Below are 18028 nucleotides of genomic sequence, written 5' to 3'. Positions count from 1 at the left end.
CAAAACCACTTATGTGAACGTGATTAACACCTGTCCGACGGGCAGCCATAGTATGTTTTTAAGAGGGTTCCATGCGTCCATTACCCGTGATTTCTGCCATTTTGGTAAGTTTATTTTTATTTTTGCTCGTATTTGAGCGCGACAGGCTCTTGGGATTTGCCTTTAAAGATGACACCCCCGTCGTTGTAGAAGAAACGGTTGAGGCAGGCGACCAACCCACCTCCGTGGCCCAAATCGAAGCCGTAGACGAAGTCACAGACACGCAAAACGCTAGCCCGATGGTCTCTGTCGTCGCGTTGCGCTCTGTTGCCCAGCCTGTTGAAAATGCGGTCTTACTGCGTGGCCAAACCGAAGCGGCCCGCAAAGTTGAAATCCGCTCCGAAGTCACTGGATTGATTATCTCCGAACCCCTGCGCAAGGGTGGCTATATCGAAAAAGGCCAGCTTTTGTGCGAAGTCGAGATTGGCACCCGCGCCTCTGTCCTCGCGGATGCCGAGGGCAACCTAGAGCGCGCTAATGCCGCCGTCCCTGAAGCCAATGCGCGCCTCGCCGAGGCCAATGCACGCCTTTCTGAAGCAAAAATTAACGACACCGCGGCCAAACGTCTTTCTGAGGGTGGATTTGCCTCCGATACACGGGTGGCCTCCAGCGCCGCCGCGTATGAAAGCGCGCTCGCGGGTGTTCAGGGCGCAAAAGCCTCCGTTTCCGCCGCCGAATCTGGCATCAAATCGGCCGTGGCCCGTGTGGTTGCCGCTGAGCGGGATATCGAACGTCTGCGCATTTTGGCCCCCTTCTCGGGCATGTTGGAAACAGACACCGCCGAGCTTGGCACCCTGATGCAACCGGGCGCTCTGTGTACAACGGTCGTATTGCTTGATCCGATTAAGCTGGTCGGGTTTGTTCCGGAAACCGATGTGGAACGCATCAAAGTTGGGGCCATGTCGGGCGCACGTTTGGCCTCGGGTGTGGATGCCGTTGGCCGCGTGTCGTTCCTGTCGCGCACCGCCGATAGCGCGACCCGCACCTTCCGCGTGGAGGTGATCGTGCCGAACGCAGATCTCGCCATCCGCGACGGCCAAACGGTGGAGATCGTGGTATCCTCCGCGGGGTCGGACGCGCATTTATTGCCCGCCTCGTCCTTGACCCTGAATGACGAAGGTGCCCTTGGGGTTCGGGTTGTCGAAGACCAAAACGTGGTGAAATTTTTGGAAGTGTCCGTTTTACGCGATAGCGTCGATGGGATTTGGGTCTTGGACCTTCCCCAAGAAGTGAGCGTGATTACGTCAGGCCAAGAATATGTTATTGATGGTGTGACCGTCGCGGTGACCTATAGGGAGCCAAGCTGATGACTGGTTTAGTCGATTGGGCCGCCGAACGCGCCCGCATGGTGGTTGCCTTTATCGCGATTTCCCTGATCGCGGGGGCTGCGGCTTACATGAACCTGCCCAAGGAGGGCGAGCCGGATATTGAAATTCCGGCTCTTTTTGTTTCTGTCCCCTTCCCCGGAATTTCCGCCGAAGACAGCGAAGCCCTGTTGGTTAAGCCGATGGAAAACGAACTGTCTGATCTGGATGGCCTCAAGACCATGACCGCCACCGCCTCTGAGGGCTATGGCGGCGTGGCGCTGGAGTTTGAATTCGGCTGGGACAAGACCAAAATCATCGCCGATGTGCGCGACAAGATGAACACCGTTGAGGGGAATTTCCCCGCTGGGGCCGATAAATACTCCATCACCGAGATCAACTTTTCCGAATTTCCGATCATCATTGTAAATCTATCTGGCGATTTACCAGAGCGCACCTTGGTGCGTGTTGGCAAGCAGCTTCAGGATAAAATCGAAGCCCTTGAGCCGGTGCTGGAAGCGGCCCTCGCAGGGCATCGCGATGAGATGGTCGAAGTCACAATCGACCCGTTGCGCCTTGAGGCCTATAACGTGACCGCGCCCGAATTGATCAACGTTGTGGTTAACAACAACCAACTGATCGCAGCGGGCGAAATCGAAACGCCTAATGGGGCGTTTTCCGTGAAAATCCCCTCAAGCTTCAACGATGCCAAAGATATTTTTGACCTGCCCGTCAAAACCAACGGTGACCGTGTTGTGACCCTTGGCGACCTCGCGGATATCCGTCTGACGTTCGAAGATCGCACAGGAACCGCCCGCTTTAATGGCGAAACAACCGTCGCGTTACAGGTCGTGAAACGCAAAGGCTATAACATTATCGACACCGCCGCGCAGGTGCGTGCCGCCGTTGAAGAGGCCCGCGCTGAGTGGCCCGAACAGTTGCAAGCCGCCGTCCATGTCGGCGCGAGCAACGACCAATCGCGCACCGTGGGCTCGATGGTGAGCCAGCTTGAAGGCTCGGTTCTTACAGCGATTGCGCTGGTGATGATTGTGGTCCTCGCGTCGCTTGGCACCCGCTCCGCCCTTCTGGTGGGCTTCTCAATTCCCACGTCGTTCCTATTGTGTTTCGTGCTTTTGGGCGCGATGGGGATCACCATTTCCAACATCGTGATGTTTGGTTTGATCCTCGCCGTGGGGATGCTGGTGGATGGCGCGATTGTGGTGGTGGAATACGCCGACCGGCGTATCAAAGAGGGCGTCGGCCCGATGCACGCCTTTACCGAGGCCGCCAAACGCATGTTCTGGCCCATCGTCAGTTCCACCGCGACCACGCTCTGTGCGTTCCTACCGATGCTGTTTTGGCCCGGCGTTCCTGGCCAATTCATGGGCATGTTGCCCGTCACTTTGATCTTTGTGCTTTCGGCCTCGCTTGTGGTCGCGCTCATCTACTTGCCCGTCCTAGGCGGCGTTTTTGGCCGTGGCTCGCGGATCATTGAACACGTCTCGGCGTGGCTGATCACCAAACTCCCGTGGTTTGTGCGCGCGGCCTTCGTGCCTTTCGCGCTCTACGGGTTGTTCTTGGGCATGATGCAAATGCTCAACCCCGGATATCTGTTTGGCGGCACGGCCCCAACCGAGGGCGTAATGGCCATCCTTCCAGGAGCTTTGCTGTTTATGATCTCGGCCTTTGCCAGCTCGGCGTTCCTCGGAGCTGCGGCCCTGCCCAAACGCGAGAAAAAAGTGCGCGCAGGTGTTCGTCGCTCGCCCTTTGGCCTGTTCATCAAGTTCATTGTGGGCAACCCGATCATGCCCTTGGTGTCGGTTGCCGCGGTGATTTTCGTTGTGATGACAACCTTCCAATACTTTGGCGAAAACAACAAAGGCGTCGAGTTTTTTGTTGAAAGCGAACCCGAGCAGGCGATCATTTACGTGCGCCAACGCGGGAACCTGTCGCTTGAGGAAAAAGACGCCGCCCTGCGCGAGGCCGAAGAGGTTATTATCAATGAAACTGGTGTGCAAAGCACCTTTGCCTTCGCAGGTGACGGCGGCCTGACCCAAAACGACGGTGGCGCGGGCGCACCGCGTGACGCCATCGGTCAGGTGCAAATCGAGCTGATCCCGTGGGAAGACCGCCCCACCGTCAAAGTGCCATGGTTTTGGGGCATCGAGCGCAACGCCGTCGACCCTGAATATGATGGCAATAAGGTGCTGGAGCGCCTCGAAGTCAAACTCGCTCAAATTCCGGGTATCAAAGCCGAAATCCTGAACTTGTCACGCGGTCCGGGCTCTGGAAAACCGGTGCATCTGCGCCTGAAATCCGACAATTGGGAATCGCTTCTTGTTGCAACAGAAATCGCACGCGCGAAGTTTGAAGACACGGCGGGTCTGGCCGATATTGACGACACGCTCCCCCTTCCGGGGATTGATTGGCAGATCGACGTGGACGTCCAAAAAGCCGGCCGTTATGGCGCGGATGTGGCCACCGTTGGCGGCATGGTTCAGCTGGTCACGCGCGGTATTCTGCTCGACACCATGCGGGTCGATACCAGCGACGAGGAAATCGAAATTCGGGTGCGTTTACCCGAAGCGGACCGCGTTCTTTCGACCTTGGATAGCCTGCGTATTCGCACCTCCGAAGGCCTTGTCCCCCTGTCGAATTTCACCACCCGCAAGCCCGTGGCAAAGCTGGCACAGATCGACCGGATTGATCAGCAACGGTATTTTGATGTGAAAGCGGCGGTTGATTCAAACCTCGTTAAACTGGTCCCTCAGGACACCTCGCAAGAGAGCATGGAAACCGTCGTGATAAGCGAGGACCAACTTGAATTGACACGTTCAAACGGGACCACCTATCAGTCCCAGATTGACGCGGGTGATTACAAGTCAATCCCCGTAAACCCCACCGAGCGCATCGAAGTCCTTACAGAATGGCTCGACGCTGACGGCAATTTGCCCGAGGAGGTTGCATGGGAGTGGACGGGCGATCAAGAAGAGCAAGCGGAGTCCGGCGCCTTCCTGATGAAAGCTTTTGCGGGCGCTTTGGCCTTGATGTTTGTGATCCTACTGGCGCAATTCAACAGCTTCTATAACTCCATTTTGGTGCTCATCGCAGTGGTACTTTCAACCACGGGCGTGCTCATCGGGATGCTGGTGATGGGACAAGCGTTCTCGATTATTATGACCGGAACGGGGATCGTGGCCTTGGCGGGAATCGTGGTGAACAACAACATTGTGTTGATCGACACCTATCAGGAATACGCGCGCTACATGCCGCGCATTGAAGCGATTATCCGCACGGCGCAGAACCGTATCCGCCCTGTGTTGCTGACTACAATCACCACGATGGCGGGCCTTGCGCCGATGATGTTTGGCCTGTCGCTCGACTTCATCAACGGTGGCTATTCCGTCAACAGCCCCACTGCCCTTTGGTGGAATCAGCTGGCGACGGCGGTGGTCTTTGGCCTTGGGATTGCAACTGTTCTAACGCTTGTGTTCACCCCGTCCATGCTCGCCATTCGGGTGTGGTTCTGGACCTATGTAAGCTGGCTCGCGCGCCTGTTTGCGATGCTGTCGATGGGGCGCAGCAGCAAGGCAGCACAGGATTGGGCCCTCCAATCCGCCGCCCGTAAAATCCACGCTCCTGAGCTGGACTGGACCCGCCTGACCTTGCCACAAGGCGACGGCTTTGAAGGAGAACCCGCCGAGGATATCGACCTCAGCGAACTTGAAAGCGTCCTTGAGAAAACCGGCAAAGCGCCGGAAGCAACTCAGGAATACCTGCGCAAACGGGACGTGGATGCGGCAAGCAATGACGGCGAACACCAGAACGGGATCGCCAAAAAAGATGGCCCCCCGTTAAAAGCTGCTGAGTAATGTAAAATGCAAAAGACCGGAGATTATCTCCGGTCTTTTTTTGTCTGCGTGACTTGCGGTCTCCTCCTTAGGCATTCCACAATAGACGGGTTCGGGTCACGTAAAAACGGTGCTCTTAGGCCACGTCTTCTTCTGTTTGCTGGCGATACCACATCGAGGCATAACGCGCGTTACGCACGAGTAATTCATCGTGCGACCCTTGCTCGATAACCTCGCCCGCCTCCAACACAACAATCCGATCCGCATCCACAACAGTCGAGAGACGGTGGGCAATCGTAATCACCGTCCGCCCCCGCCCCATGGCCGCGAGGCTGTCCTGAATGTCGCGCTCTGTTTCGCTGTCTAGTGCACTGGTGGCCTCGTCAAGCAACAGGATCGGTGGATTTTTGAGCAGGGTCCGCGCAATGCCGACCCGCTGCTTTTCACCGCCCGAAAGCTTCAAACCGCGCTCACCAACGGGAGTGTTATACCCATCGGGAAGCGACGTGATGAAGTCGTGGATTTTAGCACCGCGTGCGGCCTCAAAGATTTCTTCCTCACTGGCATCCGCACGCCCATAGGCAATGTTGTAATAGATGCTGTCGTTGAACAATACGGTGTCTTGTGGCACGACGCCAATCTGGGCATGCAGGCTTTCTTGGGTCACATCGCGCAGGTCTTGACCATCAATGCGCACCCCGCCGTCGCTCACATCATAAAACCGAAACAACAGACGCCCAATGGTGGATTTTCCACTCCCTGAGGGGCCAACAATCGCCACGGTTTCCCCCGCTCCAATCGTCAGGCTCACGCCCTTCAAAATCGGCCGCTCGGCGTCATAGCCAAACTTCACACTGTCCAAAACAACTTCGCCGCCGTTGATCTTGAGGTCGGGCGCATTTGGCTTGTCGACCACCTCTGCCGGTTGTCCCAAAAGGTCGAACATATCGCCCATATCCACCAAGGCTTGGCGGATTTCACGATAGACCGATCCAAGGAAATTGAGCGGCATGGTGATTTGGATCATATAGGCATTCACCATCACAAAATCGCCAACCGTCAGCGCGCCACTTTGCACGCCCATGGCCGCCATCACCATCACAACCACAAGGCCGGCAGTGATAAAAAGCGACTGGCCAAAGTTCAGAAACGCGAGGGAATAGTTGGTTTTGAGCGCGGCAACTTGATAGAGCGCCATGGACTCGTCATAGCGCGCAGCTTCGCGCTTCTCTGCGCCAAAATACTTCACCGTCTCAAAGTTGAGAAGGCTGTCTATGGCTTTTTGATTGGCCTCGGTATCTTGTTTATTCATCTCTTGGCGGGCGCGCACGCGCCATTCGGTCACCGCGAATGTGAACCAGACATACAGGGTAATAGTCACTACAACGGCAGCTAAATACCAGACATCAAACACAAAAAATAGAATGATGGCGACCATCAACAACTCTAGGATCAAGGGCCCGATCGAAAACAAAAGGAAGCGCAGGAGGAAATCAACGCCCTTTACGCCGCGCTCGATAATTCGTGAGAGGCCGCCGGTTTTACGCGCGATGTGATAGCGCATCGAGAGTTGGTGAATATGGGTGAACGTCTCAAGCGCGAGAGCGCGCAACGCTCCTTGGCCAACCTTGGCAAAGATGACATCGCGCAATTGGTTCATCCCGACCGTCATCACCCGTGTCATGCCGTAAGCGACGGTCAATCCGACCGCGCCCATGCCCAACATCCACGCCGCGGACTGCCCTTCGCCCGCGAGGTTGTCCACCGCTTCTTTGTACAAAACCGGCGCGAGAACCGCGACGAACTTAGATAGAATAAGCATGGTCATGGCCGCGACCACACGACGTTTCACCCAGAGCTTATCTTTGGGCCAAACATAGGGGGTGACGCGGCGGATCACATTCCACGCTCCGCCCTTTGGGCCGCCTTTTAGGGCGGCATCTGTGGGGGTCAATCGACGCATGGCTTCCTCCGGCTAGCTGAACTTCGCAAAGTAGACAGACGCGCGGTGGATGGCCAGAGGGGAGCCGTCAGAAACCTAGTTTTCTTTTGATGCTGGAACCGTAAAAACCTGCCCGGGATAGATGAGGTCAGGATTGCGAATGGCGTCCTTGTTTGCCTCAAAGACCCGCACATAAAGCACCCCGTCGCCGTAGCTTGCCTTCGCGATCCCCCAAAGGGTATTGCCCGGTTGCACAGTGACCGCCTTGACGGTGGCCACTCCGCTTTCGGGGGCAGAGGGCGCGGTTTGGGCCAGAAGTTCTGGCGCCTCACGCTGGAACGGTGTCTCAACGCGCGCACTGACTTTTCCCGCCGTGTCGACCTGATCCGCGCGCAAAGTGTACAGCCCCGCGCTGATCTGTTCCAAGTCAAATGACCACGCACCATCAGAGGCAATCTCGCCCTCACCGACGGACTTATTGTCGAGATAAAGGCGCACGAATTCGCCCGCCTTGCCGCGCCCTGTGACCTGAACGTCGCCCGTGGTCGCATAGGTGATGGCGTCAATCGCAATGTTTTTGATGGCGGAGGCCCCGCTTGTTTGCAGCACTTTCACGCCCTCCTCCGTCGCCAAAAGGATCGCAGGAGCTTGGGCGACAGGCTCCGCCACGGCTTCGGTTGTCGTTTGAGAAGCGGTCGGCGTGTTTGTCTCTGTGGGCAACTCCGGAGCCTCAACTGTTTGAGAAACCACCTCTTCTATTCCAGCAGCCTCGATTGCGGTCGGCGCGGAATCAGGAACAACAGAGGTTTGTGCTGTGTCGACTTGCGCGACACCTTCAAGTGCCGCCTCTGCGACATCCTCCTCAGGGACTGCCGGTGTCGCCGCAGCCTGCGCTGAGGACAAAGGAACCTTCTCTTCCTCAATCTGTACTTTTGCAACCTCAACGGACTCGGCAGGCACGACCCATTGTGTACTTTGCGACGTGCCAAGTGTAGTGCTCAAATTCGTCGTTTCCTGCGAAGGGTCCACGGCCACTCGTGCGTTTTGCGGTTCCTTTTCTGGCAACGGTGCTGGCGTTTGTGTGGCCTCTGCAACAACCACAGGTGCCTCGGGCGGCGCAAGGATCACCGTATCAACGGACGCCACAGACGAAGCGCCGCTTCCTTGAAGGAGGGACACGACTTTGGCCGCCGATGTGAGGTTGATGGTGAAAAGGCTGACGAAATTACCCGCACCATCTGCTTGTGCGCGCGCGACTTCTTCTCCGTCGACCAGAATGGCTATTTCTTGCCCCGCAACGCCCCGCCCCGCTACAAGCGCATTGCCGTCGGCATCAACTCGCACCACATCAAACGTCGGCGGCGCGAGGCCTTGGTCGGCGAGTGGCTCGGGATCAGCGGGCGCGATTTCCACCACGTCGGTCTCTGCCTGCGCAGGTTCAGGCTGCTCTGATACTTGTTGTTCTGGCACTTGGGCCTTGGTTTGAGCTTGCGGCTCAGGCGCAACCACATCCGTTTCGGAGACAGTTTCGATTGCATTCTCAACCGGTGCCGCGACCTGCGCGGGGGCAACCACGGCGGACTCTTTGATCTCTGTCTCTACGGGGTGTTGCGTTTGCGCGTAATAGGCCAAATAGCCGACCATCGCGACAATCAATGCCGCGCCTCCGCCCAAAACCACGCCTGTCGCGCCCGTTAATCCTGATTTGCCCTGAACAGCCATGTATTCCATTCCCCAATGGTCTTGCACCCGTCCCATGAACAAGCGATTGTGCAGGCGCAGCGCCCACATTGACGCTCAAGAAACCCTAACCAAAGGCCGTTGTCCATGACTTCCACTTTTTCTGCATCAATTTGTGTCTATTGTGGCTCGCGAAACGGGGTAAATCCCGCATATACAGAGGCGGCAAAACAAACGGGCAAGATGATCGCCGAGGAAAACTGGCGCTTGGTTTATGGCGCGGGGGATATCGGATTGATGGGGGCCGTGGCCAACGCCGCACAATCCGCTGGCGCTCAAACCTTTGGCGTTATTCCGACCCATTTGATGAAACATGAAGTCGGCAAGCGCGATCTCACCAATTTTATCATCACCGAAAACATGCACGAGCGCAAAAAGGTGATGTATATGAACGCCGATGCCGTGGTGGTGATGCCCGGTGGTGCGGGGTCAATGGATGAGTTTTTCGAGGTCTTGACGTGGCGCCAGTTGGGTCTGCACAGTAAGCCCATTTACCTCTTGTCGGTCGACGGATACTGGGCGCCACTTATGACCCTCATAGATCACATTATCGACCAAGGGTTTGCCGACGCCTCGTTGCGCGATTTCGTTCACGTTGTCGAAACCGTCGCCGCATTGCGCAGCGCTTTACGCGACGACCTTTCCTCAGAGAAGCTCACGACGGAATAAAGTGCCAAAGCAATCCATATGACGGGGAAAGCGATCAAATGTGCGGGCGTCATGATCTCGCCAAACAGAAAAACTGCCACCAAAAACTGAAGCGTTGGATTCACATAGGTCAACAACCCCAAAGTCGCCAAGGACACGCGTTTGCTAGCATAGGACAGAAGCAGCAGCGGCACCGCCGTCAAGACGCCAGAAAAGATCAACAACAGGCTGTCCTGCCAGTTTTTGCCAAACACACCGGGGGTTTGCGTGCCAATCGCCTGCCAACCCTGCGTATGCGCACCCCAAAGCCAGATCACGCCAAGAGGCAGGAGAATGAGCACCTCTAAGGTCACTGAAACCACGGGGCCGGCATCTAGCTGCTTCTTGATCAGGCCATAAACCGCGAAGGTGCTGGACAATACCAGCGAGATCCAAGGCGGTGCCTCAAGCGCGTAGGTCAGCCCCATGACGGCCATCGCAGCCAGCGCCACAGCCGCCCATTTGAGCGGCCCCAAACGCTCTCCCAACACAAAGGCCCCCAGCAAAACAGCAAACAGAGGGAAGATAAAATAGCCCAGCGAACTTTCAACCGCGCGCCCCGATTGAACCGCATAGATAAACAAAAACCAATTAATTGAAATCAGCAAGGAAGCCGCCGTAATCCACAGCATTTTGCGGCGATCCCGCAAGATCGGCCACAAGGTCGGCAACCGCCCCTGCACCGCCAGAATACCAAGCAAGAACGCAAGCGACCATAGGCTTCGGTGGCTCAAAACTTCCAAGGGTGCCACGTGATCTATCGCTTTATAATAAATCGACGAAAAGCCCCAGACAACACAGGCCAAGAGCATCGCAAGACTTCCCTTAATATGCTCGGGCATGGGGGATCACCTTAAATTTATTGGGGTAACCCGTGTCAAAAACGCACGCGTATCGACGTCAGCGTTTCACAGCAGCGCCGTAACGTAAAGGAAAATTCCCTTGTGGTAAAACGAAAAAACCCGCTAGAATTACTCCTAGCGGGTTTTCAAAAATTATAGGACGAAGCTTAGCCCAGACGGGATGCAACATTTTCCCAGTTCACGAGCTTCTCAAGGAAGTTCGAGAGGTAAACTGGGCGTTTGTTGCGGAAATCGATGTAATAGGAATGCTCCCACACGTCGCAACCCAAAAGCGCGGTTTGGCCAAAGCAAAGCGGGTTTACACCGTTTTCTGTTTTGGTGACTTTGAGGCCCCCATCAGCAGCTTTTACCAACCAGCACCAGCCAGAACCGAATTGACCAGCACCAGCGGCTGCGAATTCAGTTTTGAATTCGTCGACCGAGCCAAAGCTCTCAACCAAAGCTTTTTCAAGCTCGGAGGGCATAGCGGTCGTGCCAGGGGACATCATTTCCCAGAATTGGTTGTGATTCCAAAGCTGGCTGATGTTGTTGAAGATGCCGTTTTGGGCAACAGATTTGGCGTTGTAAGTGCCGGTGATGATGTCTTCGAGGCTCTTGCCATCCCATTCGGTGCCCGCAATCGCCGCGTTGCCATTGGTGACATAAGCGTTGTGGTGCAGGTCGTGGTGGAATTGGAGCGTCTCGGCGGACATGCCGTTGTCGGCAAGGGCGTCGTGGGCATATGGAAGATCGGGAAGCGTAAAAGCCATGGTGAACCTCATGTTTTGAGCGCAAATTGGCGCATGTTCGCGGATATTGTCCCCTGATGAATGGCCCCGTCAATGGGGGGAGGTCAAGGGTGTTTTGCAGGTTTCGTGTCCAAATTCGAAATTTTCATACCTCGGTCAGACACCTTTCATAAAACAAGTTCCCTGTGCAAGACCTTGTTTTTTTCCAATTAAAACGTACAGGACCCTTTGCCAGTAGCAGTACGTCCAATCCCCATCGCCTTAGCCGTCATGCTTAGCTGGTGGTCTTTCTTTTCATAGTTCAGACGGTATTCAATCGTGGCGTTTTGGAGCGACGTGTCTTTAATTCTTTGCTCCCAAACAAAGGTCGTTCGTGTGGAACTGTCACTTTTAACCCGACCGATTGCAATTCCGGAACCATATTTTAGAATGAGTTGATCGGAAACCATTGCCAGCTCTGATCCGTCCTCATATTCAATCTCAATGTTGTCCGCGATCCACCCTTTTGACGAGCCTGCATTCGAGACGTTGCATTTCAGAATTAGTGCGGAAGCCGGTGCGACGCCCCCAATAATAAGAGCCAGAGTGGCGGCGGCAAAAGTCAAAGGTTTCACAAAACTTCTCCATAATTTTCAAATACTACGCGTCTCAAGCCTAGGGGTTGAGAGGTTGATGGACAACAGCATTCCCTAAATGGGACGAAATTTCCTCAATAAAGCACAATAAAATGGAGTCCGAGCCGCATAAAAACGGTTGGTCGTAGTAGCCCACGGCCCCGCCCGATGACGCGTTAGACAGCGTGTCAAACGCGTCTTGCGCCACGCTTCGGAACAAAACTATGCTGATCCCAGTATAGGAGCGCGTTTTAGCTCACCGTTGGCGTACAGATACCTTTGCCAGTCACGTCGCCGCGATATCCTAAAGGGTTTACTGTCAACCGCAGACCGTGGTTCTTCTTTAGAAACGTCAATCGGTATTGCATTGTGGCGTGTTGGCGCTTGGATTCCGTAACCTTTACTTCCCAAACAAAAGGTCCGCTTTGCATTATCGGTTTCAACCTTCCCCACCGCTGATTCAAAACCATAATTGGAAATCACACGATCAAAAACTTGAACATTCTTTTTGCCTTCCTCATAGGCAATTACGATTTTGTCCGAAATCCAACCTCGTGACGCGCCAGCATTTGAGGCTTTGCACATGAGCAGGTTGGCGGCGGAAGCGGGTGCTGCGATCCCGAGGGTTAAAGTCGCAGCAACCACTGCGAAAAACGAAAATTTCAAATGACTTCTTCAAATTGAAAAAACAATATCCAACATGGGTAGCGTGATAATAGTTTTATCGCAAGGCGTGTGGAGGCTTTTGTCTTGTGGTCATAACTATTTGTAAACAAACGAATTATGATACCTCATTCGGCCCGCCCCAGCCCCCAACGATCACGCTCCTTTCAAGAATAGAACTTGACCGGCCCGCCACTACTGGCGTTAGAAAGGACATCGAACGCGTACTTCGCAACGCTGCGAAAGACAACGATGGTCATCTCTTCATGGCGCGCGGAGGCATCCCCCGACATCCAAAACGCCGCCGGAATTTGCGCCAGACGGCTGCGACGGATTTCCCCTTTGGCAAAGTTGTCATCCGAGAGATCAACAGGGGAAAGTTTGGCCAAAACATCGCGGGCGGCGGGGCCGGAAACCGTAAACACCGCCCGCGCGTCGGAGACATTTTCTACCAGCGCATGGGTGCCCGCTAAGGCTTTGTCCAACGCAACCGATGCCTCAACGGCCTTAGTATAGGGCAGCAAAATTAGCAGTTCGTCGGGCGACATCCATGCCACCCCTGCGCCTTTTGAAATCGACACGCGCCGAGGCTTTGGAATTGCCACTTGCGTCAAGGCTTTGACCGCAGCCTTGACCACTTTGCTCGACAAATCGGCGCGCACTGTCAACATGCCCTGCAGGCCCATCTCGCGCACTGTCACACAGCCCGTGGAGGTCGCCCCCTCAAGGGCGCTCACGGCGATTTCAATTGCTTCAGACATCTTGTTTGGCCCCTTCTTTGTCATAGAAAACCGGATCGACAACCCGCGCGGCGATGGTTTCGCGGCCCAGATTGCCAACTTCGACAACGTCCCCAATCCGCGCCAAGCCGCCCTCAATAAGGCCCATCGCGATGCCGTATCCAAGGTTGGGCGAATGATAGGTGGAGGTGATCCGTCCCTGCATCACTTGCTGGTTATTTTCGTTTTTACCCGTGCCCAGAACATAGGCGCTTTCGGGCAAAACGGACCCGTCAACCGATTGGAAGCCCACAAGTTTCCAGCGATCCTCACGCAGCATATCCTTGCGCGCGTGGGCGCGTTTACCGATAAAGTCGAGTTTCTTCTTGGACACCGCCCAACCCAAATTGAGGTCTTGCGGGATTACGGTTCCATCGCTTTCGTCACCCACGATAATAAAGCCCTTCTCTGCGCGCAGGATATGCAAAGCTTCGGTGCCATAGGGCATCAGGCCAAATTCCTGCCCCGCCTCATGCAAAGCTTGCCAAAACGCCAAACCCTGACTGGCAGGAACGGCGATTTCATAGCTCAATTCGCCCGAGAAACTGATGCGGAACACCCGCACGTCAAATCCCGCGAGCGTGCCCTGTGCCCAAGACATAAACGGCAGCGTTTCCTTGGAAACATCCATACCGCCAAGTTTTTCCAACAGGAGCCGCGCCTTGGGACCCACCACAGCAATTTGCGCAAATTGTTCGGTGATATTGGCCGTATAGACCTTCATATCCCACCATTCACATTGCAACCAATCCTCGAAATGCGCGTGGATAGATTCCGCGCCGCCGGTTGTTGTGTGACAAAGGAACGTCTCCTCATCTATGCGGGCAACAACACCGTCATCGATCAGGAATCCATTGTCGTTGCACATCAACCCATAGCGACATTTGCCGGGTTTGAGCGTCGACATCATATTGGTGTACATGAGGTCAAGGAACGCCGCGGCGTCGGGGCCCTTAACGATAAGTTTGCCCAAGGTACTGGCATCCAAAAGACCGATGTTATCACGCGCGTTTTTGGTTTCGCGCATGACGGCCTGATTGGAGGTTTCTCCCGCCTGCTCATAGGCATAGACGCGGCGCCACGTGCCGACGGGTTCCCATGTTGCACCGTGGTCTTGGTGCCAATCGTGCATCGGCGTACGGCGCAAAGGTTGGAACAAATCTGCGCGCGCTTCGCCCGTGATCGCGCCCATGGAGATCGGGGTATAGGGCGGACGGAAGGTGGTCGTGCCAACGGAGGGTATCTCTTGACCCATCGCTTGAGAAAGCACCGCCAATCCGTTGATATTACTCAACTTACCTTGATCAGTTGCCATACCCAAAGTAGTATAGCGTTTGGTGTGCTCAACGCTTTCATAGCCCTCACGGGCGGCCAGTTGCACGTCGGAAACTTTGACGTCATTCTGGAAGTCCAACCACGATTTAGCGCGCATATCTGCGGTGGCTTTGGCGGGAATAATCCACATGGCTTTTGGCAGCGCGGTCGCAATTTCTGCGCTGGTAGGAGCCGCCGCGTCGGTGGGGGTAAACCCCGCCTCCTTGGCCGCGCGTTTGCCTGCGGCATCCGCATCGGCAAGCAGCGCCCCTGTCGCGAGAGGCCCAGAGGCCGTGCCCGCCGTGAGCACAAAACCCGTGCCATCCGCGCCAAGCGGCGGGCGGGAAGGATCGGGGGCGAAGTGAATTTGCGTATCATCCCAGAGCAGTTTTCCACCACAATGGGACCAGAGGTGGACGACGGGCGACCAGCCGCCGGACATGGCCACACCGTCGCATTCGAGAAGTTCGGCCTGGCTACCATCACTATCGACGGCACAGATTTTAAGGCCTGTCACCACTTTGTGACCCATGGTTTTGGCAATGCCGGTGGCGAATTTAATGTCAATCCCGAGCGCACGCGCCTGATCGATCAAGTCCCCCGTAGGGGCATCCCGCACATCCAAAATTGCGGCAACCTTCAGCCCCGCTTTGCGCCATGCGATGGCCGTGCGATAGGCGTCGTCATTGTTGGTGATTACGGCTGGATTTTGCGCCGGAGCGACTCCGAAATTGACCAAATAGTCGCGCATTGCCCCTGCGAGCATCACGCCAGGGATGTCGTTGCCCGCGAAGCTGAGGGGGCGTTCCAAAGCCCCTGTGGCCGTCACAATCCGCGCGGCGCGGATGCGCCATAGGCGGTGGCGCGGGGCGGCGGATGCGGTGACGTGGTCGGTTAGACGCTCATAGCCCAAAGCATAGCCGTGGTCATAAACGCCAGAGCCTTGGGTGCGGGTGCGCAATGTCACATTTTCGAGCGTATTCAATTCGTTAAGAGCCGAAGTTATCCAGCTTTGAGCATCCATACCGTCGATAACGTCGCCGTCCACAGGTGCGCGACCACCCCAATTGTCGGTTTGCTCCAACAGCAGAACTTTGGCACCAGAGCGTCCTGCGGCGAGGGCTGCTTGCAGGCCTGCGATGCCACCACCGACGACCAAAACATCGGTAAAGGCATAGAAATGTTCATAGCGATCTGCATCACGATCTTTGGGAGCCGGACCCAGCCCCGCAGATTTGCGGATGATCGGCTCAAACACGTGCTTCCATGCGGGCCGTGGCGAGATGAAGGTCTTGTAGTAAAAGCCAGCGGGAAGGAAGCGCGCGATACTGTTGTTGATCTCGCCCACGTCAAAATTCAGGCTGGGCCAGTGGTTTTGCGACGTTGCCACGAGGCCGTCAAACAATTCCGTGGTGGTGGCGCGTTGGTTGGGCTCGACATGCCCGCCCTGCCCCAAATTGACCAGCGCGTTAGGTTCTTCACCGCCCGAAGCCACGGGGCCGCGCGGACGGTGGTATTTAAAGCTGCGTCCCATGAGCAAGTGGCCGTTGGCAAGCAAAGCCGAGGCGAGTGTGTCGCCGGCATAGCCCGTGAGCGTTTGGCCATTAAAGGTGAATTTCAGCGGTTTGCTTGTGTCAATCAGACGAGCGTCTGTGGTTTGGCGCGTGCTCATGCGGCACCTCCGGCGGGTGTTGCGATGGCGGCATCGAGCGTCCAATTGGGGTGGCGGGCGCGGATTTTGGCGATAATTTCGTCAGGCGGGCCAAAGGTTTGCGCCGGATAGGTGCCATAGACTTCGAGGGTCATGGTATCACGGGCAGCGTGGAACCATTTAGTACAGCCGTTGCTATGCCGCCAGCGTTCAAAATGCACGCCGCGCGGGTTGGCGCGGTGAAAAAGATAGGCTTCAAACGCGGCATCATCGCTGTCTGGGAGCGCACGCGAAAGATGCGCCGCACCACCCGCCGCAAGTTCGGTTTCGTCCGCTTGGACACCACAATAGGGGCATTTGAAGGTTAACATGGGCGGCCTCCGACGGGCTTATTTCTGTGGTTAATCAATGGGCTACCCCTGCAGCGACGCTTTCATCAATAAAGCGGCCTTCGACGAAACGGTTCAACCCGAAGGCGGCGGCGAGCGGGCCTGGGGCACCACGGGCCATCATGTCGGCCATTGCCCAGCCCGATCCAGGGATGGATTTGAAGCCCCCCGTGCCCCAGCCACAATTGATGAAACAACTGCCCAAGGGCGTGGGCGAAATGATCGGCGAGCGGTCGCCCGTCATGTCGACAATCCCGCCCCATTGGCGCAACATTTTCAGGCGCGAGATCATCGGGAAAGTCTCGATCAGGGCGCGCACGGTTTCCTCGACATGGGTGAAGGAGCCGCGTTGGGTGTAGTTGTTATAGCTGTCTGCGCCGCCGCCGATGACCATTTCGCCCTTGTCAGACTGGCTCATATAGCCGTGCACGGTGTTGGCCATGACGACCACATCCATGCAGGGTTTGATCGGCTCGCTCACGAGGGCTTGCAGCGCAACGCTCTCAAGGGGCAGTCGAAAGCCCGCCATATCGGCGAGGTGGCCCGAGTGGCCTGCGACGACAATGCCAAGCTTCCCGCAAGCGATATCGCCGCGTGTGGTGGAAACGCCGGTGACTTGGCCGTTGGCCTGCGAGATGCCTGTGACTTCGCATTTCTGGATGATATCCATGCCCATGCCCGAACAGGCCCGCGCATAGCCCCATGCGACCGCATCATGGCGGGCGGTGCCGCCACGGGGTTGCCAAAGCGCGCCAAGAACGGGATAGCGCGGTCCTGCGATATCGATAATCGGGCATAATTCCTGCACCCGTTCGGGCGAGACAAATTCGGTGTCCACGCCTTGATAGGCGTTGGCTTGGGCTGTGCGTTTATAGCCGCGCACCTCGTGGTGGGTTTGCGCCAGCATCAACACGCCACGCGGGCTGAACATCACGTTCATGTTGAGGTCTTGGCTCATGGTTTCATAGAGGCTGCGGGCTTTTTCATAGATCGCGGCGGACGGATCTTGCAGGTAATTCGAGCGAATAACCGTGGTATTGCGCCCCGTGTTTCCGCCGCCAAGCCAGCCCTTCTCGATCACCGCCACATTAGTAATGCCGTGGTTTTTGCCAAGGTAATAGGCCGTGGCCAACCCATGCCCCCCCGCGCCAACGATCACAACGTCATAACGTTTCTTGGGCTCGGGATTTTTCCATGCGCGTTCCCAACCTGTGTGGTGACGCAGGGCTTCGCGAGCAATTGCAAAGGCAGAATATCGTTTCATAGGGTACTTCCGCAATGAAGGGTCGGCAAAAAGGGCATTCCACCACAAGGACGAAATGGACAAGGCTATCCTTGCCTTTTCTCGCGCAGTTGCCAAGCCATAGGCAGCCAACTTGCGGCAGTTTTCGGCACATCTGCGACATATCACAGGAATGTTGCGTTTTGCGGGCTTGCTGCGGCCACTTGTACCTTTTGCAACCG

At 56.1% G+C, this 18028-nt stretch carries 13 protein-coding genes; 3 read left to right on the top strand and 10 right to left on the bottom strand.

All coding sequences use genetic code 11. The features are described 5' to 3' along the window. Positions 1-71 precede the first annotated feature (71 nt). Together AB9F27_RS02250 and AB9F27_RS02245 are read left to right on the top strand one after the other, a co-directional pair. The gene (locus AB9F27_RS02250; RefSeq protein WP_335584824.1) at positions 72-1346 is read left to right on the top strand and encodes an efflux RND transporter periplasmic adaptor subunit; all 1275 of its coding nucleotides are present in this window, start codon (positions 72-74) and stop codon (positions 1344-1346) included. Next, positions 1346-5215 (top strand): efflux RND transporter permease subunit, encoded by a 3870-nt coding sequence (locus AB9F27_RS02245; protein WP_335584823.1) that lies wholly within the window; start codon positions 1346-1348, stop codon positions 5213-5215. Before AB9F27_RS02250 ends, AB9F27_RS02245 begins: the two co-directional genes overlap by 1 nt. 115 nt (positions 5216-5330) lie before the next feature. On the opposite strand, the gene AB9F27_RS02240 is transcribed toward AB9F27_RS02245, so the two are convergent. Both AB9F27_RS02240 and AB9F27_RS02235 read right to left on the bottom strand, forming a co-directional pair. Further along, positions 5331-7157 carry an ABC transporter ATP-binding protein/permease gene (locus AB9F27_RS02240; protein ID WP_335584822.1) on the bottom strand — a complete coding sequence of 609 codons (1827 nt, stop codon included), beginning with the start codon at positions 7155-7157 and terminating at the stop codon, positions 5331-5333. 75 nt (positions 7158-7232) lie between these two features. Further along, positions 7233-8927 carry a LysM peptidoglycan-binding domain-containing protein gene (locus AB9F27_RS02235; protein WP_335584821.1) on the bottom strand — a complete coding sequence of 565 codons (1695 nt, stop codon included), beginning with the start codon at positions 8925-8927 and terminating at the stop codon, positions 7233-7235. Positions 8928-8963: 36 nt separating this feature from the next. Between AB9F27_RS02235 and AB9F27_RS02230 the strand changes: the two genes are divergently transcribed. Further along, positions 8964-9545: a TIGR00730 family Rossman fold protein gene (locus tag AB9F27_RS02230; RefSeq protein WP_335584820.1), complete on the top strand. Its 582-nt coding sequence runs from the start codon at positions 8964-8966 to the stop codon at positions 9543-9545. Here the strand turns inward: AB9F27_RS02230 and rarD are convergent. The 8 genes from rarD to AB9F27_RS02190 all read right to left on the bottom strand — a co-directional run bounded on the left by rarD (position 9467) and on the right by AB9F27_RS02190 (position 17828). After that, on the bottom strand, positions 9467-10405 hold the full coding sequence (rarD, locus tag AB9F27_RS02225; RefSeq protein WP_335584819.1) for an EamA family transporter RarD: 939 nt from the start codon (positions 10403-10405) through the stop codon (positions 9467-9469). The two genes, AB9F27_RS02230 and rarD, sit on opposite strands and share 79 nt — an antisense overlap. 167 nt (positions 10406-10572) lie before the next feature. Further along, a complete protein-coding gene (locus AB9F27_RS02220) occupies positions 10573-11175 on the bottom strand; it encodes a superoxide dismutase (protein WP_335584818.1) in 603 nt (200 codons plus the stop codon). Between the two features lie 188 nt (positions 11176-11363). Further along, complete coding sequence (locus AB9F27_RS02215; protein ID WP_335584817.1) at positions 11364-11768, bottom strand: hypothetical protein; 405 nt, start codon at positions 11766-11768, stop codon at positions 11364-11366. Positions 11769-11990: 222 nt separating this feature from the next. Continuing rightward, entirely contained in the window at positions 11991-12434 is a 444-nt protein-coding gene (locus AB9F27_RS02210; RefSeq protein WP_335584816.1) for a hypothetical protein, read from the bottom strand. A gap of 164 nt (positions 12435-12598) precedes the next feature. Continuing rightward, entirely contained in the window at positions 12599-13192 is a 594-nt protein-coding gene (locus AB9F27_RS02205) for a sarcosine oxidase subunit gamma family protein (RefSeq protein WP_335584815.1), read from the bottom strand. Then, on the bottom strand, positions 13185-16196 hold the full coding sequence (locus AB9F27_RS02200) for a sarcosine oxidase subunit alpha family protein (RefSeq protein ID WP_335584814.1): 3012 nt from the start codon (positions 16194-16196) through the stop codon (positions 13185-13187). The genes AB9F27_RS02205 and AB9F27_RS02200 overlap by 8 nt, the downstream gene beginning before the upstream one ends. Continuing rightward, positions 16193-16546 carry a sarcosine oxidase subunit delta gene (locus AB9F27_RS02195; RefSeq protein ID WP_039001253.1) on the bottom strand — a complete coding sequence of 118 codons (354 nt, stop codon included), beginning with the start codon at positions 16544-16546 and terminating at the stop codon, positions 16193-16195. The genes AB9F27_RS02200 and AB9F27_RS02195 overlap by 4 nt, the downstream gene beginning before the upstream one ends. A 34-nt stretch (positions 16547-16580) precedes the next feature. Then, positions 16581-17828: a sarcosine oxidase subunit beta family protein gene (locus tag AB9F27_RS02190; RefSeq protein ID WP_335584813.1), complete on the bottom strand. Its 1248-nt coding sequence runs from the start codon at positions 17826-17828 to the stop codon at positions 16581-16583. Positions 17829-18028: the final 200 nt, after the last annotated feature.

Origin of the sequence: Falsihalocynthiibacter sp. CO-5D18 (assembly GCF_041205445.1) — a bacterium.
GTDB classification, from domain to species: Bacteria; Pseudomonadota; Alphaproteobacteria; order Rhodobacterales; family Rhodobacteraceae; genus Falsihalocynthiibacter; species Falsihalocynthiibacter arcticus.
Note: the sequence above shows the minus strand (reverse complement) of the source record. Positions and strands in the feature narration are given on the sequence as shown.